Below are 25,388 nucleotides of genomic sequence, written 5' to 3'. Positions count from 1 at the left end.
AGCGCTGCGCGAAAGCGGCGCGCAGCCGCCGGTCGCTGCCGGTGATGTGCATCATCGGACGCCGGCCGGGGGTGACCTCGACCTCTTCGGTGACAAGACCCCGCCGCAGGCGGTGGCACAGCCGGGTGCGGGACCCGGGCCGCAGCCCCGGGGCGGCCGGCGGGTTGAGCCTGCCTCGTCCTCGAGGCAGATGGAGCCCCCGCAGGCCGCCCGGGCTCTTGGCCTCGGCCCAAGTTGCCTCGTTCCAGCCGGCTCAGCCCCCGCAGCCACCGAACCCGAGGGCGGTCACCGCGTTGTCGTAGGCGAACAGAAGTTCCTGCTTCGCGCCCGGCGGGATGCTGAACCAGTAGCCGTAGTAGTCGGCATCGGTCCAGATGCAGGCGAACTTGTCGCTGCGGTTCCACACCGAACTGGCCCGATCGTTCCACGCCCAGCCGATGTTGGGGATGTCCACCGGATCGAGCTGCAGGACGTCCCCGGTATTGTTGTGGCCGTCAAAGAGGCAGATTTTACCTTCTGAACAGCGGTTCACGGACCCATCTTTGGGGTCATCAGCCGACGCTGTTCCCGGAGCCGTCAGTACGGTGGTGCAGGCGAGGACTGCTCCTACTACCGCGGTTTTGACTGCCAGTTTCACGAGTACCCTTTCCGTTGTTGCCCGTGAAAGCGCGGCCCTGGTCGCCGCGCTCAACTGTTGCTTATTGACGGGTTGCGGTCATAAAACGGTTGCCGCGCGCCTGGGGTTCACAGAAATAACGTTGGTCGTAGTCTCCGCAAGGGATGTCCGTGGCGTTCTCGCGGCTTACCGATCGTTTCAGCATGACGTTCGGAATCGTCGCAGGCAGATGATGCTGCAAGCGATTTGGAGCAGGCCGAGATGGAGGTCGCCACGTATTTCGTAGCGGGTCCGTAGCCGTTTGAGCTGGTAGAGCCAGGCGAAGGCGCGCTGAACGACCCAGCGGGCCTTTCCCAGGCCGGAGCCGTGAGCGGTGTTCAACTGCTCGGTCCGCCCGACAGGTTGGGAAACGCTCAATGTACCAGGTTCGCCACCACTAAGCTCGAGGCGGAACGGAGACACCCTCATCGCCCGCGATCACGGCATTGCTGTTACTGCGCCGTGAACGGCATCGCCGAGGCATCTCCCGTCGAACCCTGCCTCAACTTACCGGGCATTCCACGGGGCCTCCACAGATACGCACGTTGTAAACGCGGGCGTGCAGACCCCAGTCGATAGTGTAGTCCTGCCATTTGCGCAAGGTACGCTCGGTGTAGTAGTCGTTCTCCTCGATAATGTAACTGAACGTAACGATATTGTTGCCCGAATGGAAATTTCTGACGTCGTTGAAGGACACCCTCAAGCTGCCGGCGTTGGCGAAGCACATGCGATTGCCGGTGCTCGTTTCCACCCATGCGAAGTCGGTGCGCGGGGGGAGAGTGGGGTCTCCGCAAGAAGTCTCGTTGGCCGCGGAGGCGGGGGTCGTCGGCATCACGAACGTCAAGCCTGCGGCGGCCACCGCTGCGACGAGAACTCTCTTGGCTACCTGCGTCACGGTTGTTCCCCTCCATGGGACATGAATAGAAATGATCATCAGAACTTGTCGGACCTCTTCACCATCGGCCCGGCGCGAGCGCTGCGGCCAGGTGGAAGGCTACGGAGAGTGCAGGTCGCAGTCGTCACCACACAGAGCCAACTCGGACGTAGCTCCTACGGGGGACAGGCTCTCTGCCCCTTGGCGTAGCCGCGGTGAAGCGCGCTCGGGGTATGTGTCGGCGTACATATCGAACCCACGGCAGTTTCCTCAGCTGCTCGAGGAGGCCTGGGTGGTTGCCCCTGACAACGGCGAGGTGGTTCGGCGGTGAAGGTCCGTTGGTCGCGTATGAGAGCCCACAAGACGTCGAGGCGGCGCCGGGCGAGGGCGAGGACGGCCTGCTTGTGTGACTTGCCCTCGCTCCTCTTGCGCTCGTAGAAGGTCCTGGAGGTCGGACAGCACCGGGCGGCAACCTGGGCGGACAGGTAGCAGACACGCAGGAGACGGCGGTGGGAGCGGTGCGGTCGGCGCATGTTGCCGCTTCCCCCTGTGCCGGGTCGAACCGCACCTTCTCATGACCCGCCCCTGGGGTGCCTGCCGGTTTCGGAGGGGCACGCCGATCCGGCACCACAGTGGTTTCCCGCTGTTCCTTGCCCGCGTGCGTTCACCGCACCCAGTCCCCGCTCGCGGACCGGCGGATTCCACCCACGCTCGTGGGCGATAGCAGGAAGCACTCGAAGGCTCACGAACCGCCTTCCGAGGATGCGGACTGCGTCGAGCTGCCGGAGTTGAGCGTCAAGGTCAGCCAGAGTCGCCGAGCGTGATCACGTAGTCCTCCCACGCAGCGTGATGCTCGATGGCCGCGCGTCGTTCAGCCGTGCGGCGTCGTCTGGGTACTCGTCCGTCTTCAGACACCGTAGTGAATGTAGGCGGCCCACCGCGACGGCAATGCCGGCGTCCGATCCCGCTGGTTGTGAGTCGCCCGGTGCAGCGCCTCGGCCACCGTGTCGAGGGCGGGGGGCGTTGTGCCGTCGTTGGTGAGGACGGTGTAGACATCACGCGCCACAGCGGCTGCGGACCGATCGCTGATCGGCCAGAGGGTTCCGATCACATTGCGGAATCCGGCGAGCTGGAAGGCCGCGGTGAGCTGGGTCGACTCGTCGACCTGGAGCGGATTCCCGTCCGTGGTACTGCATGCGGACAGGTACGCCAGCTCGGCGGACTCAAGATGAAGCTGAGTGATGGCGTGCAGGGTCAGCGGCTGCGTGAGGTGGTCGTGGAGGATGAGACGGCTGCGCGCGGGATCGTTCCAGTCGGCGACGCCGTGGCAGGCGAGGTGGATGATGCCATGTTGCCTGAGCGCTCGGACGACGGAGTCACGGTCGGTCCTGGCACCCGGCGGGGGGAGAACGACGGCGTCCCGGACGAGCGCGCGTACGGCGTCGGCCTCGACGACCGCGGAATCGAGCAGCGGGCACTCGGGCGCGTCCGGAACCGCCACGACGGCGGCGGACGACGAACGTGGGCGTGGGAGCCCGCGCACGTGGGCCAGCGCGCGGATGGTCGGTGTGTAGGAACTGATGACGCGGTCCATGACCGAGTCGGCCGTGGACCTGTCCGTGTGCCGACCGGCGGCGTGGAGGGGCAGGAGGGCGACCGGTCCGACGGGGCACCACCAGATGCGTGGCCAGGGCCCGGGTGCCCGGTGTGCGGAGGTGTGGCCGAGGTGTCGCAGCACCGGTTCGGTGATGGTGTCCCAGGTCCAGCCGAGGACGTCGAGCATGCGCTGTTGCGCGGCCCGGCGCTCCCGGGCGGGCCGGCCCCGGTCGGCTGCGGTCGTCCGGGCCTCGCGGAACGCGGACACCTGCTCGGCGACCGCCGACTCGGTGGCGCCCGGTGGGAGCGCGAGTGCGTGGACCGGGTCGCCGGGGTCGTCACGGACGATCAGCGCATGACCGTGCCGGTCGTGCACCGTGAGGTAGACGATCGGGCCGTGCCCGGCCTGTTCGCGCAGTTCGGCGATGGGCGCGGGCTGAAGGAACCGCGTCAGACCGTCGCGTCGGCGAATCTCTGCCAGCAGCCGGTCCCACTCCTGGTTGAGCCGGTCTCGCATGGCGCCCAACGTCCGCAGTCGTGCGCCGAGTTCCTCCGCCGAGAGGGTGTCGCCGACTGCCGTCGACTCGTGGTCCAGGGCGTTGACGGACCGGCGCAGCTCGTCGAACGGCGCGGCGAGGTCGGGAGCGCGCGACCGCAGCTCCGTCAGGTCGCCGCGGGTGTCGAGCGTGCTGGCCAGGACCAGCCCTCGGGTCTGTTCCAGCAGCTCGACCGCCCGGTCGAACCTGCCGGTCGAGATCGCGGCCGCGGCGGCGGCGGCAGCGAGTCCGTGTAAGGCGCGCAGACGGCTCTCTCGGCTGGCGCGTTCGACATCGCGCACCATCATCTGCGGCACCAGCCCGACCGCGGTCTCCACCAGCGCCATCGCCTGATTGCGGTGCCCGACCGCCAGAGCCGCTCTCGCCGCCCGCTGCCCCGCCCTGACCCGTTCGGTGGGCGACGCGACGGTCATCCGGGTGGCCACGGCGTAGACGCTGACGCACTCACGTGCCGTGGCCGGATCGCCGGTCTGCTCGCCCAGCAGGGTGAGGATGTCTCCGAGGTTGGACAGCAGGACGGCGCGTCGGGGATGGGCGGGCGGCGTGGCCTCGACGGCCTCCCGGGCGAACCGCTCCGCCTGCGTCAGGTCCAGGCCCGGGACGCCCACTCGAGCCGATTCCCTGAGGGCCTGGCAGAGATTCGTCAGGACGCCGGCCCGGGCGGGGTGGGCCGGAGGCGTGGACGCGACCGCGTTTGACGCGGAGTGCACCGCACGGTCGAGGAACTGGCGGACGCCGGTCCGGCGATACAGCACCATGAGCGCGCCGACGAGGCTGGTCAGGCGCTCCACGTACGCGGGGTGGTCGTACGGTGTACCGTCGCATGCCTCGTCGGCCGCGCGCACAGCCTCGAGCATCGTCCCCACGTCGGCCTCGAGCATGGCCAGTGCGACGAGCGCCTCGCTCACGATGGACTGGGCCCTGGCGCGCTCGGGGTCGTCCGGCGCGAACGCGCCGAGTACTCCGCGACCGAGGAGCACCGCCTCACGTGCCACCGCCCGGTCGTGTGTGCGGTCGGCGAGAATCCGCAGGTGGCCGACGAGGTTCATCTTGTACGTCGCGAGATGCGGGGACGGAGGCCGTACGGCGTCGATCGCGTCCCGGCCGGCCTCCACCGCCTCCCGCAGCCTGAGGAGTTCGCCCGTCCGCTCGTACTCCAGCCGGAGCGTGATGGCCAGGACGTTCAGCGCGATCGCGCGGTCCGCGTCGCCCTCGGGGAACGCGGCGACCGCTCCCCGCGCGATCTCCAGGGTTTCACGCAGCAGCTCCGCGTCAGTGCTTCGCTCGTACAGGGCGCGTAGCGCGTTGCCGAGGTTCACCTGGAACCTGGCGTGGTTCGGATCGCCGGGCGGAGTGGCCTCGACCGCTCGCCGGCCGGCTTCGACCGAGTCCCGCAGGGCGTTGAGATCGTCGGTCCGCTCGTAGATCAGGCGCAGCGCGACGCAGAGCCTGTTCCGGCACAGGGCGTGGCTGCTGCTGCCTGGCGGGTGCGAGCTCAGCGCCGCCTGGAAGGCTGTGACGGCCAGTCGCAGGTCCGGGAGCAGCCCCCGCCACTCGTAGGACAGTTGCAGCGTCTCGCCGAGAGAGAACAGCGTGTCCGCGTGATCGGGCCGGTCGGTGCCGACGGCATGCAGCGCGTTCCGGGCGGCCTGGGCCGCTTCGGGCAGGAGCGCGGGGTCCGCCGTCAGATGGAACAACCGGGTCAGGAACTGGGCGGCGTTGTACTGCTGCACCGGGTAGTCGGGATGGCCGGGCCGGGTGAGGGCGGCCGCCTCCCGGCATGCGTCAGCCGCTTCTTGCAAGGCCGCCAGGTCGTGGTTCAGCTCGGACAGCCGCAGCAACGCGATGCCGAGGTGGGAGAGGCAGGTCGCGCGGTCGGGGTCCTGGCGGGGGACGGTGGCGATCAGGTCCCGGTAGGCCGCGACCGCACGCGGGGGGATCCGCGGATCGTGAGTACGCTCGAACTCGATGAGCAGGTCCAGAGCATGCTGCTTAGCCTCTTCGAGAGTCACGAAACGGCCTTACCGGTGTCTGCGACGATCGGCTGTGGCACCATCGTAGCGTGCAGGACATCCACCCGGCGGTGCGCCAGATCGCGCTGCTCTGCGCCAGTCTGGAAGCGGACGGCACCCTTCGAGCGGAGCTGGCCGACGCGGGCCTCTCCGAAGGCACTTGGGCCCGGATGACCGAGGCGGTGCGCCGGGGCGAGGCGGACAGACTGGCACCGATGCTCGAAGAACTCGAAGCCGTGGCGGAGAGGGCGGGCCTCGACGGAGTCACCGTCACGTCCCGGGCGTACCAGGTCCTGCCGGACTCCGACCCGCCCTCACGCACCATCAGCGGCTGGCGATGCCCGCACGCCCGGCCCTGCGGGCGCGCCGAGGTCGGCGCCGACCCGGGCACCGAGCGCCGGTGCGCACTCACCGGCGATCCCCTGGTGTGGGCCAGCGTGACCAGCAGGTGAACGGGCTGCTGCTCGAATTGGGCAAGAAGATCGCCGACCGGTGGCTGACCACGCTGTTCCTGCCCGGTCTGATCTGGGTGTGCACCGCCGCGCTGTCCTGGCAGCTCGGCTGGACGCACGCGCTGGACCCTTCCGCCGCCGAACCGCTGCTCCGGCACGTCGACGGTCGTCATCCCGTCGGGCAGAGCGTCGCCGTGGCCCTCGGCGCGCTGATCGCCGCCATGAGCGCGGGACTGACAGCAACCGCAGTCGCGGCCCTCATCCGCCTGTTCCGGCCCGCCGCCGCGCGGACCGCACCCGTGCGACGCCTTCGCGACGTCCGGCGGCGACGCTGGGAGCGGGCGAGACAGCATGCGCAGCGACTGGAGGAAGAGGCGCTCGGCGCCGCCGTGGGCTCCGTGACGGTCGGTCCCGAGATCGCCGAGGCACGGGCCCGCCAGGACGCCATCAGCCTTGAGGAACCCCGGCACGCCACCTGGGCCGGCGACCGTCTGCGTGCCAACGCGTCGCGCATCCACCGGGCTTACGGCCTGGACATCACCCTTGCGTGGCCGCGCCTGTGGGTGCTCCTGCCCGACGCGCTGCGCGCCGACGTCACCGCGGCACAGGGGGCGTACGCGGCAGCCGAGGTCATGGTCGGATGGGCCGTTCTCTACGCCGTGCTCGGCCTGGTGTGGGGGCCCGCGCTCCTCATCGCCATCGCCGTTGTGGCCGTGGGCTCGCTGCGTGGCCGCTCCGCCACCGAAGTTCTCTGCCAACTCGTCGAGTCCGCCACCGACTTGTACGGCCGGAAGCTTGCGGAGGAATTGCGCATACCGTGCGAGGGGGCGCTCAACCCAGCGATCGGCGGCGCGATCAACGAGATCCTCCGCAAGGAAGGGCCGCGGAGCTGATCCGCCACGCGCCTTGGCTTCGCACGCCCGTCACCTCTGCCAGTCGCCGATGCCGTCCCATACGTACTCGACGAGGCGCAGCGTGCTGCGGTCCAGTGCGCCGACCCGTTCGGCCACCGCCGCCATCAGGGCCATGCCGCCGTCCCGGTGCAGGCGGTGTCCCAACGAACGGAGCTTGACCTGGTCGATGATCCAGTCCGCGATCTGTCCGTCGTTGAACAGGAGCATGTCGAGATGGCTGCCGTCCAACATCTGGCTCTGCCGGTCCGGCGAGACGGTGCGGGACCAGCGTTCGCCGGCGGACGCGAGTCCGATCACCCGCCGGGCCGTCCGGTCCAGAGGCGGCTCCTTGACGTTGTCCCCGACCTGGCTGTCCGGCTCGTTCGCCTTCTTGATCAACGCGGTGATCTTCTGCAGATTGCGCAGGTTGAGCCGGCAGCCCGGGCACCATACGTCGGCGGGGATCGTGATCGGGAATCGGCAGTCGCAGCGCAGGACCGCACCGGACGTCGTGTTGACGTCCCGCTGGCTGATCCGATGGCCCGCACCGCACCCGGGACACGTGATCGGGAAGTCGAGCGCGGGGCCCGCCCCGGACCGGCGGCAGCCCGGACAGGTGCCCTTGTCGGGGGCGTAGGTGCCGTCGTTGGCCGCGTAGCGTTCCGCCAGCCTCTCGTTGACGTCCGGCACCAGCCACTTGCACACGGAGCAGAAGAGCTCCGCGTCATAGCGGAAGGAGAGCCGCTCACACGTGCTGCAGACTGCGTCGTGGACACGCTCCGCCCGCACAGCGTGCGCGATGGAGGACACGACGACATCGGGATGGCCGGTGTGGCAGGCCGGGCAGACCGGATGCACCGCCTCGCACGGCCCCTGGTGCTCTAGCGCGCAGATCCCCTGATGCAAGGGGCCGCACGAGAAGTCGTGAGGGGCATGCGGGCAGTTCGCACGCTGCCCGTCCACATCCGGTCGGTGACCATCCAGTCCTGACACCGCAGCCCTCCAGCAGCCTTGACCGAGAGAATTAACTCGACTGTGCTTCCGCCTAGTTCCTGAGTGAGTTGCCCGCGAGGCGTTCCAGGATCGCGTCGACGATCTCCACCTCCTCGGGCTCCATCGACTCCTGATACAACGAGGGGCCGGCTGAGCCGTAGGCCAGCCGCTCCAGGGAAGCGGCGAACGGATAGGCGATATGGCCGTATTCACGGCGTAGTTCGTCGAGGATGTACTGCACGGTTCGGTCCTCACGGCGGCCTGCACGCCGGCATTCGACGACATGGTCGATCACCTCGGCCGCCGTGTGGTCGGCGTATGTCCTGGAGTTCATGACCGACGGGCCGAAGCTCGTGGCCTGCCCGTCGGCCGCCTGCAGAGGGCCGACGATGTCCCCGCAACGATCGCACCTCGGGCGCCGCGGCTCGTAGGGCAGGTCCACGACGGGGACCAGGCAGTCCACGCAGAAGAGTCGCCCGCAACCCCCGCAGATGCTGGCCGTGCCGCGCATGTTCTCCGGCGTCGAGACGAGTACGCCGCCCTGCCCTGCCACCAGGCGTACCGTGACGTCAATGCGGCAGGAACCGCACTCGACGACTTGATGGTCGGCGAGGCCGTGGTCCTTCCACGGCTCATTGCCGAGCGGCCGCGGTTGCGGTCCGAGCGGGAGCTGCGGCGCAGAGGCGAAGCCGGGGTGGGCGGGGCCGGGGACCAAGGTGCGGTCGCCCTGGGTGATGACTCCGAACACCTCTTCGTCACGCAGGACCTCGTCCGGGCGCCGGGGCCCGGAGACGAAGACGACACGGCAGTTGTTCCAGCTACCGCCGGAGCGCTCCATGATCTGTGCGGCGACCGCTCCCAGCTCGCCTTCGGACGTGTCGACGACACCGTAGGAACCGTCGATGAGGGCTCCGGTCTGCCGGTGGGCCAGGTTCACCCAGCCCCCGTGCCTTCGCTCGACCTGGAGCCGGTAGTGCCAAGCCGCGGTCGGCGCCGGATCTGCCGTCTCTGCAGGGGGCACCGGTGGTACCGCGTCGGGAAGGGGCGGATCGTGTTCCCCACGGTCATTCGGACCCGGCGCCCTTCGACTTCTGATCCATTTCACGCCCTACGTCCCCCTACGTCCCCCTACGAACCGTGGCGTCTCGGTGCGGTGCTTTGGAACTTAGTCACAGCACTCTTCCACACCAGTGGTTGTGAGGCTGCGCGTTGGTAGTACTGGACAGATCAAACTGGCGAACGGTTACGGCCCCCTCGATGCCTGATTCGAAGGGCGGTGCAGCATGCTGACGGAAGGAGGCTATTCCGACCGTGCACTGTCCCCCTTCTCGTCCCGCTCGCTGGCCTCGTCCTCGGCTCGGGCAGCGAGGTACTCGACCCAGTATGCCCGCGAACATCTCCGCCGGGAGTCGTTTCACAAGGCAGGCACCGGCGAGCGCTGGACTCCACCGTTTTGGACGACGCGGTCACACCGGTGGCCTTCACGACCTCCCGCACCGTCTCGAACACCCGGCTCGGCCGGGCAGAACGGGAGAGGCTGCGGCCGAAGCAGGCCAGCACACCTTCACACGGCTCATCGCCACCGCGGCGTCAGCGGTCTCGTCCTGGACGTGCCCGCCAAGTCCCTTCCCGCCCTGATCCAGTGGTTCCTGGTTGGGGCACAGCTCGGGGCCGAGAGGCCGCACGGTTCGGGCAAGGACGCCGACCCGCTGCTGGTGCTCACCGAGGCCGCGTGCGAGCGGTACGGCCTGCCCCCTGCTCTGTCGGAGTCCGAACGGCTTGCCGGGCGGCTGACCGAGGGGCACGAGGTCATCAAGCAGCTTGAGCGGTCCGGCTGGCAGCTCACCGAGCGGGCGCTGGAGCTGTGGGCGCGGATCTACCGCCCCGCTCAGGGGGCCGTCGAAGGCGCGTGCGGTTGTGCGTCCCTTCCTAGGCGCGCCCTGGACGGCCGCCCGTGGGGTCATGCCGCGCAGCTTCAGCCGTCGGAACTGGCACGGGTGCTGGGCGTGTACGCGCAGCGGGTGATGACGCCAGTGGGTTCCACCGCGGTGACGGGGCTGCGTCCGACGACCGCGCTCAACCCGCCGACCCGCGCCGGCGAGCCTGCACTTCCTTGGCCGCGTTGCGGTCGGCCACGTCGGCCGGGGTGACCATGACGGACAGCGGCGGGCCGTTGGTGTCCACGACCAGGTGCCGCTTGCGGCCGTTGATTCTCTTGCCGGCGTCGTAGTCCGCGGAGATGACCAAGCAGGTCGCCACCAGCAAGCTCCACCGACCCAGCGACATCACGAGGTCAACCTCAGTAGGCACGCGGCCCGGCCTCCGCGCGGCGCCGGGTGGCGTGCAGGGAGCCGAGGAGGCCGAGGGCCCGGGCGCTCGGGCTGCCCGGTTCGGCGTGGTAGATGACGAGCTGCTGACCGGGGGCGTCGCGCACGTCGAAGGCCTGATAGGTGAGGGCGAGGGCGCCGACCTCGGGGTGGTTCAGGTTCTTGGCGTCCCGGCTCTTGCCGCGCACGCCGTGGGCGTTCCACAGACGGTCGAACTCTGCACTGCGCTTGGTGAGTTCGGCGACCAGTCGGCGCAGTTCAGGGCTGTCCGGGTCGAGGCCGGCGCCCTCACGCAGATTGGCCACGGCGGCCTGGGCCGCCCGCTCCCAGTCCGCGTAGAAGTGCCGGCCCGCGGGGTCGAGAAAGATCATGCGGGCCAGGTTGTCCGCCGGGTCGAACGGGGCGAAGAGCGCGTCGGCCAGGGCGTTGGCGGCGAGGATGTCCAGGGTGCGGCCCAGGACGAACGCCGGGGTATGCGGGTAGCCGTCCATCAACTGGCGCAGCGGCGGACTCACCCCGGCCGTCGTGTGGACGGAGCGTTCCGCACCGGGTGCGCCGCCGGCCAGGCGGAACAGGTGCGTCCGCGCGTCGCCGTCCAGACGCAGGGCGCCGGCGAGGGCGTCCAGCACCTGGGGGGAGGGGTTGCGTTCACGGCCCTGTTCCAGGCGGGTGTAGTAGTCGGCGTTCACCCCGGCGAGGACCGCGACCTCCTCCCGGCGCAGTCCGGCGACCCTGCGCGTCCCGTGGCTGACCATGCCCACGTCCCGCGGCGTGAGGCCGGCCCGGCGGGCGCGCAGGAAGGCACCCAGGTGGTTCTCGTCCATGCGGTACAGACTAGGCGGCCGTCCAGCGCGTTGCCTGGGTGTGCCGCACCCAGGCAGGGACCGTCCTGGCCCGTGCCCGCCGTTCCGCACAGACTCGGTGGCGCAGTCAGTCGACTGCGGAACCATCCATCCACCGGAAAGGACATCGTCATGACGCGGACCACCAAGGTCGTCCTGGTGACCGGCGCGAGCAGCGGGATCGGTGAGGCGACGTCCCTGCGCCTGGCCGCCGACGGCCACCGGGTGTTCCTGGGCGCGCGCCGCACCGCGCGCCTGGAGAAGCTGGCCGGGCGGATCGCCGCCGACGGGGGCACCGCCGACTTCCGGCGGCTTGATGTCACCGACGCCGCCGACGTACGGGCCTTCGTGTCGGCCGCGATCGAGCGCTGGGGACGGGTGGACGTGATGGTCAACAACGCCGGAGTGATGCCACTCTCGCCGCTGTCGGAGTTGAGGGTGGACGAGTGGGACCGGATGCTCGACGTGAACGTCCGCGGGGTGCTGCACGGCATCGCGGCTGCCCTGCCGGTCATGCGGGAGCAGGGCGGCGGCCACGTCGTGAACGTCGCTTCGGTCGGCGCGTACGAGGTGGTGCCGACGGCCGCCGTCTACTGCGCCACCAAGTTCGCCGTGCGCGCCCTGTCCGAGGGGCTGCGCCAGGAGTCGGCCGGAGACATCCGGGTCACCGTGGTCTCCCCGGGCGTCACCGAGTCCGAGCTCGCCGACTCCATCTCCGACCCGCGTGCGCGCGAGGATATGAAGACCTACCGCTCGGTGGCCGTTCCGGCGTCCGCGATCGCCGATGCCATCGCATTCGCCGTCTCCCGGCCCGCCGAGGTGGACGTGAACGAGATCGTGGTGCGCCCGGCCGCCAGTGCGCAGTAGGGGGGGCCGGGCGGCCATCCGGCAGGCCCCTGTATTCATCACGAGCGTTGTTGACAAGTCATCTCGATCGGCTTGCTCGGTAGCCTGTCGCCGTGGGGATCATTGAGCGGCTGGTGCCGGATGAGCTGTGGGAGTTCCAGCGGGTGGTGCCTCAGGCGCCGACCCGTCCGCAGGGTAGCGGCCGACGTCGGCACGGGGGCCGGGAAGTGCCGGCCGCGATCACGTTCGTCGCGACGTCGGGTTGCACCTGGCAGCAACTGCCTTTCCAGTAGTGCTTCGTTAGACACCACCAGGCGAGTTCACTCGACGTAGCGAAGCACTACTGGAGGGACGCCGCGGGACCCGCTGCTGTCAGCGGGTCCCGCGGCGTCGTCGGTTTCGGTCACACGGGTGCCGGCCGGGATCGGTCGCCCGTGGGTTCGAGGCGGACGACGATGCCCTTCGACGTGGGCTGGTTGCTTACGTCGGCGACGCTGTCGAGCGGCACCAGGACGTTCGTCTCCGGGTAGTAGGCGGCGGCCGAGCCCTTGGCCGCGGGGTAGGACACGACCTCGAAGTTCTCGGCCCGGCGCTCGGTGCCGTCCTCCCAGACGCTCACCAGGTCCACGCGATCGCCTTGGGCGAGGCCGAGTTCGGACAGGTCGGCCGGGTTGACGAGGATCACGTGGCGGCTGCCGTGGATGCCGCGGTAGCGGTCGTTGTTGGTGTACGGGACGGTGTTCCACTGGTCGTGCGAGCGCAAGGTCTGCAGCAGCAGGTGACCCTCGGGGGCCCGGGGGACCACCCGCTCGTTGCAGGTGAACCGGGCCTTGCCGGTCTCGGTCCTGAACACGCCCTCGTTGACCGGGTTGGGTAGCTGGAAGCCTCCCGGACGGGTCACCCGGGCGTTGAAGTCGTGGAAGCCCGGCACGATCCGGGAGATGCTGTCGCGGATGGTGTTGTAGTCGCCCTCGAACTCGGCCCAGGGGATGTCCCCCTCGCCGCCGAGGCTCAGCCGGGCGAGCCGGCACAGGATGGCGACCTCGCTCAGCAGCACGCGCGAGGCCGGTTCGAGTCGTCCCTGGGAGGTGTGCACCTCGCTCATGGAGTTCTCGACGGTGACGAACTGCTCGCCGTCGGCCTGGACATCACGCTCGGTGCGCCCAAGCGTCGGCAGGATCAGGGCGGTGTCGCCGCAGACGGTGTGCGAGCGGTTGAGCTTGGTGGAGATGTGGGCGGTCAGCCGGCACGAACGCATCGCCTTCTCGGTGACCTCGCTGTCGGGCGCTGCGCGCACGAAGTTCCCGGCCAGGGCGAGGAATACCTTGACGCGGCCCTCCAGCATCGCCTTGATCGAGTTCACCGAGTCCAAGCCGTGCGGGCGCGGCGGATCGAAGCCGAACTCCTCCTGAAGGGCGTCCAGGAAGGTGTCCGGCATCTGCTCCCAGATGCCCATGGTGCGGTCGCCTTGGACGTTGCTGTGGCCGCGCACCGGGCAGGCGCCCGTGCCGGCGCGCCCCAGATTGCCTCGCAGCATCAGGAAGTTGACGATCTCCCGGATGGTGGGTACGCCGTGCTTGTGCTGGGTGATGCCCATCGCCCAGCACACGATGACGCGTTCGCTCCGCAGGACCTCGTCGCGGACCCTCTCGATCTCCTCACGGGTTAGTCCCGTCGCCGCGCGCACGTCGTCCCAGTCGACGGTGCGGGCGTGCCGGGCGAACTCCTCGAAACCGGAGGTGTGGGCGTTGATGAAGTCGTGGTCCAGGACGGTGCCGGGACGCGCGTCCTCCGCCTCCAGCAACAGCCGGTTCAGTGCCTGGAACAGGGCGAGGTCTCCGCCCGGCTTGATGTGCAGGAAGCGGTCGGCGATCTGGGTGCCCCGCCCCACGACCCCACGCGGCTTCTGCGGGTTCTTGAAGCGTCGCAGCCCCGCCTCCGGCAACGGGTTCACCGCCACGATGCGGCCGCCGTTGCGCTTGGCCTCCTCCAAGGCCGAGAGCTGCCGGGGATGATTGCTGCCCGGGTTCTGCCCCACCAGGAAGATCAGGTCCGCGTGGTGAAGGTCGTCGAGACTCACGGTGCCCTTGCCGACGCCCAGCGTCTCGTTCAGGGCGAAGCCGCTGGACTCGTGGCACATGTTGCTGCAGTCGGGCAGGTTGTTGGTGCCGTAGGCACGGGCGAAGAGCTGGAAGACGAAGGCTGCCTCGTTGCTGGCCCGGCCGGAGGTGTAGAAGACCGCCTCGTCGGGCGAGTCCAGCCCCCGGAGTTCCTGCGCCAGGACGCCCAGGGCGTCGTTCCAGCCAATGGGCTCGTAGCGGTCCGAGCCGGGCCGTTTGATCATCGGCTCGGTGAGCCGGCCCTGCTGATTGAGCCACATGTCGGAGCGGGCGGCCAGATCGGACACGCTGTGCTCGCGGAAGAAGTCGGCCGTGATCCGGCGCGTCGTGGCGTCGTCGTTGATGTGCTTGGCGCCGTTCTCGCAGTACTCATTGCGATGGCGCCGGCCCGGAGCGGGGTCCGCCCACGCGCAGCCGGGGCAGTCGATGCCGCCCACCTGGTTCATGGTGAGCAGGTCGACCCCGGCCTTGCGCGGGGAGGTCTGCTCCAGGGAGTACTCCAGCGCGTGCACGACGGCGGGAACCCCGGCCGCCCACTTCTTCGGCGGTGTCACGGAGAGGGAGGTCTCCGGCTCCTCACCGGGCGGGTGCTGCATCGCTTGGCCTTTCTCTCTTGCTGTGTGCGGTACGCGGGTCAGCCGACGGGCCACTGGGCGACACGGCTCCTGGGCGGCTCCGGGGTGTCGTGCTGAACCCGGCCGTTGCGGATGGTGCCGCGCCAGGCACCGCCCTCCTGACCGAGCCCTTCGATGAAGTGCTTGAAGCTCACCAGTTCCCCGCGCACCAGTCGCGCGGTCAGCCCCACGACCCTGGACGAGCGGGTGAGGACCTTCGCGGCCCCCTGCGGTTGGAGGAGCATCCGGACCGTGATCGTGGTGCCACCGGACTCCGTCGGCCTGAACTCGACCTCGCCCTGGTGGGTGGGGTGCTGCTCCAGGCCACGCCAGGCCAGGTAGGCGTCAGGGTCCTGTTCCACGATCTCGACCGCGAAACGGTGACGCAGGGGACCGTGGCCGATGGTCCACGCGGTGACGGTAGGCCTGATCTGCTCGACGTCGCGCACCACGGTCGAGAAGCGCGGGAACGTCTTGAACTGCGTCCACTGGTTGTAGGCCGTGCGGACCGGCACCGCGACCTCGATCGTCTCCTCGACGTGCCGCTCGCGCAGCGGACGGCGGCGTGTGACGCCGTCGCCGTCGGCGCGCATGCCCGGAGTGTTCGGCACGGCCTGCCCATCGTCGTCTTCGTGCGCCATCATGGTCCTTCTTCCGGTGAGGGGGCCGGCGTCCGGAGACCCGGCCCTCCCCTTATGGGGCAGGGCATCTCTCCCGGTTCCCCGATCCCGGGTTTCGAGTCACCCGACCGCGTAGGCGTCTCGGGCGGCGCCGAGCGCGAAAAAGGGGCCGGGCCCGGCTCGCAGGAGGGGGTTGCGTCCAGGAAAGTGGTGTACGGACTCCCACCTGATCCGGGCGTTTGGCCCGGCCTCGGCGGACGCGGGGCAGGGCTGGATGCACACCAGGCACTGACCGGGGGCGGCGACGGGCGCCAGGCGCAGTGGACGAAGCCCTCCTTCTGGAGAGTGCGGCCACGCGTCGACGTCTCTGCCGGTCCCACGGTCCGCGTCCCAGAGGGAGCGTTCGGTGATGTGCGTCAGATCGGGCATGAGCGACACGTTAAGTGATGTCGCCGAGGCGGGCCGCACGGGCTCGGAGGTAGCGCTGTTCGGGGAGGCTCAGGGTCTTGGCGGCGGCTGACTCATAGGCGGCTCGGGCGGCCTCGGGGTCGCCGGCGCGTTCCAGGAGGTGGGCGCGGACCGAGTCCAGGCGGTGGCCTGTAGACAACTCCGGTTCCAGCGCGTCCAGTTCGGCCAGAGCGGCCTTCGGTCCGTGGACCATGGCGATGGCCACGGCACGGTTGAGGCGTTCGACGGGGCTGGGGACAAGGTGGACGAGGACGTCGTAGAGGCCGAGGATCTCGGGCCAGTCGGTGCTGTCGGGCGAGTCCGCCTCGTCGTGGACGGCGGCGATCGCGGCTCTCAACTGGTAGGGGCCGAAGCGGCGTTGGGACAGAGCCCAGGTCACCAGGGCCACGCCCTCCTCGATCGCCGCGTTGTCCCACAGCCCGCGGTCCTGCTCGTCGAGGGGGATCAGTTCGCCGCCCGCCCCGGTCCGTGCGGCGCGGCGGGCGTCGGTGAGGAGCATCAGGGCGAGCAGGCCGGTGACCTCACAGTCGCCGGGCAGCAGGCGGTGCACCGCACGGGCCAGCCGGATGGCCTCGCCCGCGAGTTCGGCGCGCTGGAGGGAGGCTCCGGAGGTGGCCGTGTAGCCCTCGTTGAAGACCAGGTAGAGCGTGTGGAGAACGGCGGGCAGCCGCTCTTCCCAGTGATCGGGGCGGCTGAAACGCGTGCCCTTCACCCGCTGCTTGGCCCTGCTGATCCGCTGGGCCATCGTCGCCTCCGGCACCAGATACGCGCGGGCGATCTCGGCCGTCGTCAGACCGCCGACAGCCCGCAGCGTCAGCGCGATCTGAGCGGGCGGCGACAGATCAGGGTGGCAGCAGAGGAAGAGCAGGGTCAGCGTGTCGTCCTCGGAGGGCGCACGATCGGGCCCGGGCGGCGGTGCGGTGAAGGCGTCGCGCGGTGTGAGCGCCGCCGCCTTCTCCTCACGCGACCGCCGCGCCTGATCACTGCGCAACGCGTCCGTGAGCCGCCGTGAGGCGACCCTGATCAGCCAGCCCCGCGGATTGTCCGGAACCCCCGACTCGGGCCACTGCCCGGCCGCTGCCAGCAGCGCCTCCTGTACGGCGTCCTCGGCGGCGTCGAAGTGCCCGTACCGGCGTACGAGCGCGCCGAGGACCTGCGGCGCGTGCAGGCGCAGCAGGTCCTCGACCTCGCTCGTACGTCTCAGAAGTCTCCCCTGCTCACACTTCGCCGAGCGGCCGGATGACGACGGGGTACGTGTTCGCGCCCTCGGGAACGGGGCACTGGGTGACCCGCGCGGCGATCTCCGTGACCCGCTCCAGGCTCTCGCACTCCAGGAGCCAGTAACCGGCGATCACTTCCTTGGTCTCGCCGTACGGCCCGTCGGTGATCACGGGCTTGCCGTCCGCGCCGGCGCTGACGAGGCGGGTCCTGGCAGGCTCGGCCAGCCCCTGGGCATCGATGAACTCGCCTGTCTCGGCGAGGTCGTTGTTGATCGCCCCCATGTGCTGAAACATCGCCTGCATGTCCTTGTCGCTCCAGGCCGGCAGACCCGCGACGGGCTTGCCCGCCTGGGCCTCGTAGTCCGCCTGCGTGCCCTGCACCATCACCAGGTACTTCATGAGTCCGCTCCTTCGGCTCGGGCCGCCTGTGGTGGGCGGCTCTCACAGAGGACGTCGGAGCCAGCCCGCGCTTCTCTACACGATCGCAGAAGTTTTTCAGGCTCGCGGGAAGAGAACGTCAGGGGTCCCGCTGCTTAAGGCTTCTGACAAAGTGACGCGTGGGCCTTGGAACGTGTTGGCCTGACGGGTCGTCGGCCTGCACATGAGTTGGCCCGTAGGGCCAGGTCCTTGCTCAGCCACGGCAGAGATGCCGCAGGCGTCCGGATGGGTCAAGGTGTGGGCGAGGCCTCGGTGAGTGCCATCCAATCCCGGATCGTCTCCTGGTGCGATCCTTTCGCCGTACTCGCAGCCACCGCCTCGGCGTCCTCGACGGAGCACGGCGTCCCTGCTCGGGTGAGCAGGACGAGCGGCCACTCAGGGCCCGCGTCAGCCGGCTCCCCGTCGAAGGGGGTCCAGTCCCAGGGCCCGTCGAACCGCCATGCCCGGCCGACGGCATCGGCAACCTCGTCGCCCACTTGGAGGGATGCGTACGGGCGCATCAACAGTTCGAAGGTGAAGGGGATCCCGTCGCCAGGGTGGATGGTGTACCCCGAGCCATCAAGATGGGTCTCGTCCGGGAACTCTCGATAGGACAGACCTCGGGGCAGCACGGTCACGGTCTGGGTGGGATGTGGCAGCCAGGCCGTCTCCAGCGGGGGGTGGTGGTGGGCGACGTCCGTCACGTGCACGACGGTGGGTGGCACGCCGACCCGGCAGACGTCTCCCGCCTTCAGCTGTTCGGGCGGGGGGTCCGTTCGAAAGAGCTCGGCCTCGACCTCAGGCGAGATGCTCCCGCCGCTGTGCACGCCGAGGGCGACGACCCCGTTCCAGTGCGCGAACTTGTTCTCGGGGTCGATTTCCCACCACGGCCATCGCACCGACACGTGATCCCACGTGACACCCTGCTCGACCCTGGTAACCGTGAAGGGGCAAGCAACCGACAGTACGTCACCGACCCGGAAGTCCCCCTCATCAATCACCCGGTCAGGGTAGACGGGTTCCTTTGGCGGCATACGCGGGCCTACCAGCCAGGGCGCCCGCTCGGACCTACGGGTCACCCACCGCGCACATGGGCCTTTCAAGGCTGTGGCGGGCCTTTCGTGACGGTCAGGGCAGATAGGTTCGCGGTTCCTGCATGTGAGAGAGCCTGGTGAGGGAAACCCGTGGTGGTGAGGTGCCGTTCCAGGTGATGCTGCGGTCGTGATCGAACGGGATGACGCGGTACGCATCGTTGAGGAAGAGCTGGCGCGTGGCCATCAGGCGTGGGTTGCTGCCGGCGTCGAGCGGTTCCCGCGCAGCGTGGTCGTGCGGGTAATCGAGCACGAGCTCGTCTGGAAGGTCTATGTCCAATCCGAGGAGTATGCGCGAACGGGCAGTCTGGCTGCGATGCTGGTGGGACAGGGTCCGTATCTGGTCGACCGCGCCGATGGCGGGCTGCACTCGATTGGAGTCCTCTCCGAGGTCGAGGGTGCTTGGGAGGACGACTACCGCAGTCGTATCCGAGGGCTGCCGGTCCGCACTCCGGTGGATGATCTCCACGACGAGCTACGGACTGTAGCCGAAGGAACAGGTGGGCGCGTGGCTGCTGTCCGTGCCCTTCGTCGGAAGGTGACTGGGCTTTCCCCGAGGCATGCCCTCGCCTATGTGACCGGGCTGCTCGCGGGTGTAGTGCCGACTCAGCTCCTGGCCATCGCTCACCAGGAGCTTGTGGAACCCCTCGACCGTGTGCTCGCCGTACGTACCTTCGGTATTGATGCTGATTTCTGAGATGCGACCAGTCGAAACCACAAAACGCACGCAGTTGGCTGTGTTGGCCCCGTTCTGGGCGCATGCGTCGCCGTCTCGCAGCTCGACGCAGGTCCCGATGACCGGCGCGGTCACCTCGCAGCGACAGACTCACTGGTTCAGCTGAGGCGGGACATCACGGTGGCTGCGCGAGGACGAGGGTCCGCAGCAGTGCAAAGGAGGCGCGACCGTATGTCCGGCGTTTGATCAGCTTGATGCGTGTGCCCCTAAGAAGTCGCAGCTCAGCTGGCGGGAGCAAGGGTGACGGCGTGGCCGAGGAGGTCGAGTTGGCGGACCAGGTCGTGTTCAGGGAGCAAATCGTTCGGAGCAGCTGAACTGGACATCAGTAACCAGCGGCCCGAGCCTGGAAGTCAAGTCGGTACGGGTGGAACCACCCGTACCGACGTAAGGCGATCGATCTCTCCGGAGAGAGGACTTGGGAATGGCAGATCAGAATTCGGTTCAGCTCAGGGACAAGGAACTCGACCACGTGCGCGCGTTGACGCGGGAGATCGACGCCAAGCTTCGGCAGATCCACGAGATCACCATGGGCCATGTGCGCGGCGAGGAGGGTAAGTACCGACCGAAGCAAGCGCGGTTCGTCTTCGACAACATCCGAGTGGTTATCGAAGATGAGGCCGGGTGCGGAGTCTACGAAGACCCGCCCGGGATCTGCCGACCGTGCCGACCGGGTGAGTAGCACCGCCTGACGTACTCGCCTTGCGCTTGCCGGTGGGGATGATCAGGTCGGGCTGGATCTGCTCGACGGACTCGCCGTTCGCCCGGCGTCGGAGCATGCCCGCCCTCCACGCCTACCTTCGCTGGCGCACCAGTGTTCGCCACCCCGAAGTGCTGGCAGCCCAGCGCCGCGAGCATGCCCGCATTCCCAGCGAGAAGTGACTCTGCTGGGGCGGACGCCCACTGACCCGAGCTGCTTGATCGTGGTGGTGGACCCGAACAGGGCCTGTACCGTGCGGACATGGCAAGCAAGCGGCAGCCGTACTGGCGCACCATCGGGACCCCGACGACGCTCGTGCTCTACCGAACCGTCGACAGGTGGCGGTACGCGATCTACTTCGCCGAACCGTCGGGCGTCGCCGACGGCGCGCTCAATGATCCCGCGTCCCCGTCCGAGCCCGGTACCGCGCAGGCCGCCTGCCACCAGAAGGCCGAAGAACTCACGCACAGACGTCTGGAGGTCCTCTGGCGCGAGACCGCTCAACCTGACGAATGGACCGGCACCGTCGCCAGCGCCCGCCCACGTCCACCTGCCTGACCGAATCAGCACGTCATTCGATCCGGCGAGCCCTTGCGGTCAGATCACTAGCCGAAGATGAGCTCAACGTCTCTGTCCACGCAGACCCGCAGGACGGAGACCAACTCGCTGACGTCTTCGATGCGCCGTCGGAGGACGGGATCGCTGTCGTCGGGCTCACGTTGGTTCAGAATTTCGACCAGCCGCGGCAACATCTCCGCGCATTGGGCAGGCGCGATGTCTCCCTCGTCGTCCGGGTGGTTGAGTAGTGGCGCCAGCGTGGTGGAGACGCTGGACCACTGGCGATCCCCGCCGAAGCCGTCCATCTCGGCGAGCGCGAACCCTTCGACCCGGGCCAGCCACTTCCTGAACATGCTGAAGCCGGTGTAGGACCAGGAGACGTCTGGGCTCGTCGCCACGTCGTAGCCACCTGGGAAGAGCATCAGCCCCATCTCGTACCCCTTGCTTGCCGGTGGCCAGGATCAACCATGGGGCGGGGTGTCGGCAATTGGAATGATCTCTGGATGGCTGGTGTGATCACGGTGGCGGAGCCGTCCTGAATGTCCCGTTCACGAGGCTGAGCCCGCTCGCCTGGAGCAAGCTGGTGACCCAGCTACGGAGGGAGGGAGTCGACGCTGCGATCCGCGGGCGGCCACGGAGGTTGCCGCTGGCGGACCGTGTGTCGCCGTGATCGTGATCGTGGACGACACCGTGCGCCACGAGGCTCTCGATGACCGGGCGGGGGTGCGGAGGCCCGTTCCCACGCCGTCGCCGTCGTGGGGTCAGGGTCCCTCCACCGCACTGATCCTGGCCTTGGAGACGTCCACCGAATTGGGGATCATCGCCTGCGCCTTCACCAGGTTGCGCAGCAGGAAGTTCATCAGGTCCGCGCCGCTCATCTCCTTCAGCGTCTTCGCCAGCGTGGGGTTGGTCTGCTCGAAGCGCATGATCTCGACCACGGCGCGGTCGACCAGGCCGGGCAGGATGTCGGGGCCGGCGAGGATGTTGTTGTGGAGCAGCTCGGGACGCTCCAGCCGGCTCCCCGGTCCGTAGACCATGCGGCTGCCCTGGTCCATGAGAGCGTACTGGCGGGCCAGCTGGTGCGCCTGCCGGTCCTCCGTGTCCTCGATGTGGTTGAAGGCGGAGAACGACTCCATGAACTTCTCCTCGTCCGGCGCGCCCCGCTCGAACTTGCGTGAGAGCTCGGAGGCGTCCCCGCTCTTCGCGGGGCCCGTCACCTGGTCCGGCTTGTCCCGGGCAGTACGGATCTCGGGATAGTCGCGCTGCACGAAGTCGCTCAGCATGATCCAGCCCTGGCTGAGCAGCCCGGATTCCTCCAGTCCGAGTTCGATACGGGCCTTGCCCGGGCCCTCGCCCTCCTTGCCCTCACCGAAGCGGGACTTGCGGCCCTTCATGCCGGCGGGCTCGATGTAGAAGAACACGAAACCGTCGTTGGCGAGCATGTACGTGTCGACGTTCATGGTGTTGTGCTTGTCGCCGACGCTCTGCCGGTCGAGTTCCGTCTTCGACTTGAGACTCTTGTCGGCGGACTTCTCGATCGAGGCGAGGCGGGCCTGCGGGGTGTAATGGGCGACCACGCTCTGCCGGAGCGCCTCGGTCAGCTTCGCCCGGACGCTGCGCACCCAGGTGTCCTCACCCCGACCGCCGATCTCCCTGCGCTGGTCGGCCCGGTTCATCTCCGACAGCTCACGGACGTAACTGGCTCCCTCCATCCCCAGGTTGACGGTCCCGTGCTGGAACTCTGCGTCCTTCCACAGCGCCCCGCGATCGGTCATGTCCTTGTATGGGGTCCGGGCGGCGGCGGGCATCCGTGCATCGCGCTCGACCTGATCGCCCAGGACCTCCATCTCGGCCCGGATGACCCGCAGCGCCTCCTCCAGATAGGCACGTTCGCCCTGCTGCGCGCCCTCCATCAATTCGTGCGCCTGTATCTGGATGGCGACCAGTTTCTCCATGCAGCGGTTCGGGTCGCGCTGAGGCGAGTCGTCGTAGGCCTGGATCGCGTCCCGGATCCGTCCCGTCACCGGGGTTTCGGGGTCGGGCTTCTTGAACCAGGACATGAGGGAACCGGTCGTGGACTGCCGGGGCTTGATCTGCCCCTCGAGCTTCTCGTGGCCCTTGCGCTGCACCGCCATGGCGGCCCCGTGGGAAGCGGCTGGCGCACGCTGGACGGAGGCGGAGTGCCCGAAGGTGCCGGGCAGCGCGAGGTCGGGGGGCAGCCCCTGGGAGAGTCTGCGGCCGTTGGCGGCGGAGCTCCGCTCGAAAGCGTCGTTCTCACTGGACACCTTCGCGCCCGCACCGTTGTCGGTCCCCGCCACCGGCCCCATGGCCTGCTGGTAGACATGGTCGACCTCGTGGAACATCGTCTCGTCGTCCAGGCGCGGCTTCTGGCTGACGATGTCCGAACCGGTGGTGTACGCGAGGGCGCCGAACTCCACCGCCGACCGCTGCGCGACCGGGCCGGTGTGCATCCTGACGTGGTCGAAACTCATCCCGTACGCCTGCTCCGCCTTGCTGCGGATACGCGGCTCCAGCGGGGTGCCCGGGGAGGCCAGCGCCTCACTGACCGACGTCCGGCGCTGAACCGCGGCCTGCTCACCGGCCGGCTGCGTCCCCGGGTGTCCGCAGCCGGGCCCGTGCGCATGCCGGTCCTCCTCCACGGCGCGCGACACGGCGGCGTTCCCCGCGAGACGTTGCAGGCTCAGCAGACGCCCGGCCACCGCGCTCGGGGCGGGCACGGAGCCGCGTGTGGCCTGCCCTCGTGTCTGCTGGGGGGCCTGATCCTCATGTGCGCGCACAGCGCTCCCTTCCGCGCGGACGGCTGGCCTCCCAGCCTTACCCGAACGACTCGCGACGGTCGAGGGCCGTAGGGGCAGCGGCGCGGGCACCGACGGGGTGCCCAAGCCCTACGGGCCGGCGAGCGGGGGCCCGACGACGCGGGCCGCTGCCCGGGTCTCGCGGGGCGGGTCCGGCGTCCGCATCCGGCGGCCGCCTCGGCACCGCGTACCTCGCGGGCGTGGTCGCGTCCCCGGACGAGGTGTTCGTGGGCCAGCGCGCCGAAGCCGACGTCGACGGCGATGCCGCCGTGCGGCGTGCCGTAGGTGCACGGTACGTCGGCCCGGTGAGCCGTCCAGGACGGTCCGTACGCACTCCGGGCAATCTCCCCGCGCGGTGCGGCACTCCCCGCGCGGAGCTGACCGAGCAGATCACCGCCGTCCACAGCCAGTCCCGGGGCACCTACGGCGCCCCGCGCGTCCACGCCGTCCTCAAGCGCGAGGGCACGACCTGCGGCCGCGAACGCATCGCCCGGCTGACGCGGGCCACCGGGCTCGCCGGCCGGCACCGCCGCCGACGACACCGCACCACGATCCCGACCCGCATGCGGCCACCCCCCTGACCTCATCCTGCGCGACTTCCGACCGAACCCGGCCACAGCCGGGACCCGATGGTGCGGTCGTATTCAGCTAGTTCAGGCTCTGACCGGGCGAACGGCCGGGGTGCCGTCCCGTCGGGCTTGGCTGCTTTCACCGTGATTCCCCGCTGTTCCCCGCCCGATCCGGTGCGCTTGTGGTGCGCCCATGCCGCTTCGCTTAGGCGCTGCCTATCGCTTCTGCGCCCTGTAGCGTTTCATCAGCGCAGTGATCCGTGCGTGGTCCGCCTGGCCGTTGAGCTCGGCCACGAGATCATCAGGACACAACTCGTAAAGATCCCCCCACCATCGACGTCCTCGGTTGTCCCAGATCCGGTATCCACCTGGCACACCCCGAGCTACATAGCGTCTCCTACTCACGGTCCCTCCCCGTACTCGCGGTACTTCCGTATGCGCTCGCGGACACGATGGCCTCGTGGCTGCCCTGGCTAGAGCGCATCGTGACAGAGATCACGGCGTACTACCGGGCACTCGACGAGGGCGCCACTCTGCGGCAGCACTTCCGCCGTGCCGACGAGGAAGGCTGCCAGGGTACATAAAGGCCGTACCCGACCGCGGCGAGTTGATCGTCATCAAGCAGGCAGAGCTGACTCCGGCCGACCAACGCGTGGGCTGCCCGCCTCATCGAGTCTGCGGCCGCGCCCGGAAGCCTGGAGCTGCGCCTGGTGTGGTCGAGCGACCCGACGGCGACCGTCCACCGGGACCCCATGGGGTTCCAGGCTCATCGGCGGCCGCGGCTGTGTCTGCTCACCGACGGGGCCCGCCGTCGTGCGCGGACGGTGGCCAGACCCCCGCGGTCAGGCGTCCGACCTTGCGTGGAGGCCGTTCCTTGCTCCTGCCCTCGGGTCCGGCCTCCCGTACCTCGTCCGTTCACCGCTACTACTCCTAGGCTCGGTGACATCGACCGAAAGAAGGGGCGAAGCACACGGCGAGCGGTTCGGCAGCATCGACGAGGTCGCCGCCCGGCGGCAGGCGATGACCGATGCGCGGCCCGGAGACGAGTCCAAGCTGCTCACCTCTGCGAGCGGGACAGCCGGGCCATGCCCCTTCGGGCACTCGTTCGTGCCCCATGGCTTACTGACTCGTCGCCATCACCATGTTTAAAGTCCGGGAGTGAGCCTCTGGACTTCCCTCGAGCCCGCCTCCGCGACCGTGGACCCGGGTGGTAGTACGACTGTGCGGCTGCGGCTGCGCAACACCGGTGACGTCGTCGACGAGTACCGATTCGAGGCGGTGGGTCCTCTCGCGCCCTGGGCCGTCGTGGAGCCGCAGTCACTGCGGTTGTATCCGGGGACGACGGGCTCGGTGGATCTGACGTTCGCTCCGCCGCGTACGCCGGACGCGACGGCGGGGCCGAATACGTACGCGGT

The 25,388-nt window shown here is 69.1% G+C and carries 22 protein-coding genes and 7 pseudogenes; 12 read left to right on the top strand and 17 right to left on the bottom strand.

Annotation, left to right across the window (positions count from 1 at the left end):
* Window positions 1-253: 253 nt before the first annotated feature.
* From ACF061_RS31070 to ACF061_RS31050, 5 genes and pseudogenes are all read right to left on the bottom strand, one after another.
* A complete protein-coding gene (locus tag ACF061_RS31070) occupies window positions 254-637 on the bottom strand; it encodes a peptidase inhibitor family I36 protein (RefSeq protein WP_392270331.1) in 384 nt (127 codons plus the stop codon).
* 177 nt (window positions 638-814) lie between these two features.
* Window positions 815-991, bottom strand: a pseudogene (locus ACF061_RS31065) (IS5/IS1182 family transposase); the annotation flags it as partial.
* 166 nt (window positions 992-1,157) lie between these two features.
* Window positions 1,158-1,550, bottom strand: coding sequence for a beta/gamma crystallin domain-containing protein (locus ACF061_RS31060; protein WP_392270330.1), 393 nt, complete (start codon window positions 1,548-1,550; stop codon window positions 1,158-1,160).
* A 308-nt stretch (window positions 1,551-1,858) separates the two neighbouring features.
* A pseudogene (locus ACF061_RS31055) lies at window positions 1,859-2,071 on the bottom strand (IS110 family transposase); the annotation flags it as partial.
* Window positions 2,072-2,436: 365 nt separating this feature from the next.
* Entirely contained in the window at window positions 2,437-5,694 is a 3,258-nt protein-coding gene (locus ACF061_RS31050; RefSeq protein WP_392270329.1) for a CHAT domain-containing protein, read from the bottom strand.
* 50 nt (window positions 5,695-5,744) lie between these two features.
* Here ACF061_RS31050 and ACF061_RS31045 point away from each other — a divergent pair, with 50 nt between their 5' ends.
* Complete coding sequence (locus ACF061_RS31045; RefSeq protein ID WP_392270328.1) at window positions 5,745-6,146, top strand: hypothetical protein; 402 nt, start codon at window positions 5,745-5,747, stop codon at window positions 6,144-6,146.
* Window positions 6,122-7,039, top strand: coding sequence for a hypothetical protein (locus tag ACF061_RS31040; RefSeq protein ID WP_392270327.1), 918 nt, complete (start codon window positions 6,122-6,124; stop codon window positions 7,037-7,039). The genes ACF061_RS31045 and ACF061_RS31040 overlap by 25 nt, the downstream gene beginning before the upstream one ends.
* Before the next feature lie 30 nt (window positions 7,040-7,069).
* Here ACF061_RS31040 and ACF061_RS31035 read toward each other — a convergent pair whose 3' ends face one another.
* Window positions 7,070-7,849, bottom strand: coding sequence for a hypothetical protein (locus ACF061_RS31035; RefSeq protein ID WP_392270326.1), 780 nt, complete (start codon window positions 7,847-7,849; stop codon window positions 7,070-7,072).
* 235 nt (window positions 7,850-8,084) lie between these two features.
* Window positions 8,085-8,969 (bottom strand): hypothetical protein, encoded by an 885-nt coding sequence (locus ACF061_RS31030; protein ID WP_392270325.1) that lies wholly within the window; start codon window positions 8,967-8,969, stop codon window positions 8,085-8,087.
* 673 nt (window positions 8,970-9,642) lie between these two features.
* Between ACF061_RS31030 and ACF061_RS31025 the strand changes: the two genes are divergently transcribed.
* Complete coding sequence (locus ACF061_RS31025; protein ID WP_392270324.1) at window positions 9,643-10,182, top strand: hypothetical protein; 540 nt, start codon at window positions 9,643-9,645, stop codon at window positions 10,180-10,182.
* On the opposite strand, the pseudogene ACF061_RS31020 reads toward ACF061_RS31025, so the two are convergent.
* Window positions 10,124-10,270 (bottom strand): annotated as a pseudogene (locus tag ACF061_RS31020) (transposase); the annotation flags it as partial. The gene ACF061_RS31025 and the pseudogene ACF061_RS31020 sit on opposite strands and share 59 nt — an antisense overlap.
* Window positions 10,271-10,331: 61 nt before the next feature.
* Window positions 10,332-11,183, bottom strand: a complete 852-nt coding sequence (locus ACF061_RS31015) for a helix-turn-helix transcriptional regulator (protein WP_392270323.1) — start codon at window positions 11,181-11,183, stop codon at window positions 10,332-10,334.
* A 150-nt stretch (window positions 11,184-11,333) separates the two neighbouring features.
* Here ACF061_RS31015 and ACF061_RS31010 point away from each other — a divergent pair, with 150 nt between their 5' ends.
* Together ACF061_RS31010 and ACF061_RS31005 are read left to right on the top strand one after the other, a co-directional pair.
* Window positions 11,334-12,068, top strand: a complete 735-nt coding sequence (locus ACF061_RS31010) for an SDR family oxidoreductase (RefSeq protein ID WP_392270322.1) — start codon at window positions 11,334-11,336, stop codon at window positions 12,066-12,068.
* Window positions 12,069-12,160: 92 nt separating this feature from the next.
* Window positions 12,161-12,331: pseudogene (locus ACF061_RS31005) on the top strand (transposase); the annotation flags it as partial.
* 119 nt (window positions 12,332-12,450) lie between these two features.
* On the opposite strand, the gene ACF061_RS31000 reads toward ACF061_RS31005, so the two are convergent.
* From ACF061_RS31000 to ACF061_RS30980, 5 genes are all read right to left on the bottom strand, one after another.
* Window positions 12,451-14,763 (bottom strand): FdhF/YdeP family oxidoreductase, encoded by a 2,313-nt coding sequence (locus ACF061_RS31000; protein WP_392270321.1) that lies wholly within the window; start codon window positions 14,761-14,763, stop codon window positions 12,451-12,453.
* Window positions 14,764-14,801: 38 nt separating this feature from the next.
* Window positions 14,802-15,422, bottom strand: a complete 621-nt coding sequence (locus tag ACF061_RS30995) for an SRPBCC family protein (RefSeq protein ID WP_392270413.1) — start codon at window positions 15,420-15,422, stop codon at window positions 14,802-14,804.
* A 418-nt stretch (window positions 15,423-15,840) separates the two neighbouring features.
* Window positions 15,841-17,073: an RNA polymerase sigma factor gene (locus tag ACF061_RS30990; protein ID WP_392270412.1), complete on the bottom strand. Its 1,233-nt coding sequence runs from the start codon at window positions 17,071-17,073 to the stop codon at window positions 15,841-15,843.
* 13 nt (window positions 17,074-17,086) lie between these two features.
* The gene (locus ACF061_RS30985; protein ID WP_392270320.1) at window positions 17,087-17,488 is read right to left on the bottom strand and encodes a YciI family protein; all 402 of its coding nucleotides are present in this window, start codon (window positions 17,486-17,488) and stop codon (window positions 17,087-17,089) included.
* Window positions 17,489-17,757: 269 nt separating this feature from the next.
* Complete coding sequence (locus ACF061_RS30980) at window positions 17,758-18,405, bottom strand: hypothetical protein (protein WP_392270319.1); 648 nt, start codon at window positions 18,403-18,405, stop codon at window positions 17,758-17,760.
* Window positions 18,406-18,727: 322 nt separating this feature from the next.
* Between ACF061_RS30980 and ACF061_RS30975 the strand changes: the two genes are divergently transcribed.
* The 4 genes and pseudogenes from ACF061_RS30975 (at window position 18,728) to ACF061_RS30960 (ending at window position 20,588) form a co-directional block, all read left to right on the top strand.
* Window positions 18,728-19,294, top strand: coding sequence for a YrhB domain-containing protein (locus tag ACF061_RS30975; protein ID WP_392270318.1), 567 nt, complete (start codon window positions 18,728-18,730; stop codon window positions 19,292-19,294).
* A gap of 460 nt (window positions 19,295-19,754) precedes the next feature.
* The gene (locus ACF061_RS30970; protein ID WP_392270317.1) at window positions 19,755-20,012 is read left to right on the top strand and encodes a hypothetical protein; all 258 of its coding nucleotides are present in this window, start codon (window positions 19,755-19,757) and stop codon (window positions 20,010-20,012) included.
* A gap of 101 nt (window positions 20,013-20,113) precedes the next feature.
* Window positions 20,114-20,212: pseudogene (locus ACF061_RS30965) on the top strand (IS630 family transposase); the annotation flags it as partial.
* Window positions 20,213-20,291: 79 nt separating this feature from the next.
* Window positions 20,292-20,588 (top strand): hypothetical protein, encoded by a 297-nt coding sequence (locus tag ACF061_RS30960; protein WP_392270316.1) that lies wholly within the window; start codon window positions 20,292-20,294, stop codon window positions 20,586-20,588.
* 47 nt (window positions 20,589-20,635) lie between these two features.
* Here the strand turns inward: ACF061_RS30960 and ACF061_RS30955 are convergent, their stop codons facing one another.
* On the bottom strand, window positions 20,636-21,019 hold the full coding sequence (locus tag ACF061_RS30955) for a hypothetical protein (protein ID WP_392270315.1): 384 nt from the start codon (window positions 21,017-21,019) through the stop codon (window positions 20,636-20,638).
* Window positions 21,020-21,091: 72 nt separating this feature from the next.
* Here ACF061_RS30955 and ACF061_RS30950 point away from each other — a divergent pair.
* Window positions 21,092-21,246: pseudogene (locus tag ACF061_RS30950) on the top strand (IS5/IS1182 family transposase); the annotation flags it as partial.
* Between the two features lie 103 nt (window positions 21,247-21,349).
* Here ACF061_RS30950 and ACF061_RS30945 read toward each other — a convergent pair.
* Complete coding sequence (locus ACF061_RS30945) at window positions 21,350-23,326, bottom strand: DUF4157 domain-containing protein (RefSeq protein ID WP_392270314.1); 1,977 nt, start codon at window positions 23,324-23,326, stop codon at window positions 21,350-21,352.
* Window positions 23,327-23,604: 278 nt separating this feature from the next.
* Between ACF061_RS30945 and ACF061_RS30940 the strand changes: the two genes are divergently transcribed.
* Window positions 23,605-23,985, top strand: coding sequence for a transposase (locus ACF061_RS30940; protein ID WP_392270313.1), 381 nt, complete (start codon window positions 23,605-23,607; stop codon window positions 23,983-23,985).
* Window positions 23,986-24,189: 204 nt separating this feature from the next.
* Here the strand turns inward: ACF061_RS30940 and ACF061_RS30935 are convergent, their stop codons facing one another.
* Complete coding sequence (locus ACF061_RS30935) at window positions 24,190-24,378, bottom strand: hypothetical protein (protein ID WP_079077019.1); 189 nt, start codon at window positions 24,376-24,378, stop codon at window positions 24,190-24,192.
* Window positions 24,379-25,131: 753 nt separating this feature from the next.
* Between ACF061_RS30935 and ACF061_RS30930 the strand changes: the two are divergent.
* Window positions 25,132-25,388 (top strand): annotated as a pseudogene (locus ACF061_RS30930) (hydrolase); the annotation flags it as partial.

The sequence above is a fragment of the Streptomyces sp. NPDC015220 genome (assembly GCF_043079345.1).
Lineage (GTDB): Bacteria > Actinomycetota > Actinomycetes > Streptomycetales > Streptomycetaceae > Streptomyces.
The sequence above is the reverse complement of the archived record's forward strand: the minus strand, read 5'-3'. Positions and strand labels throughout refer to the sequence as shown.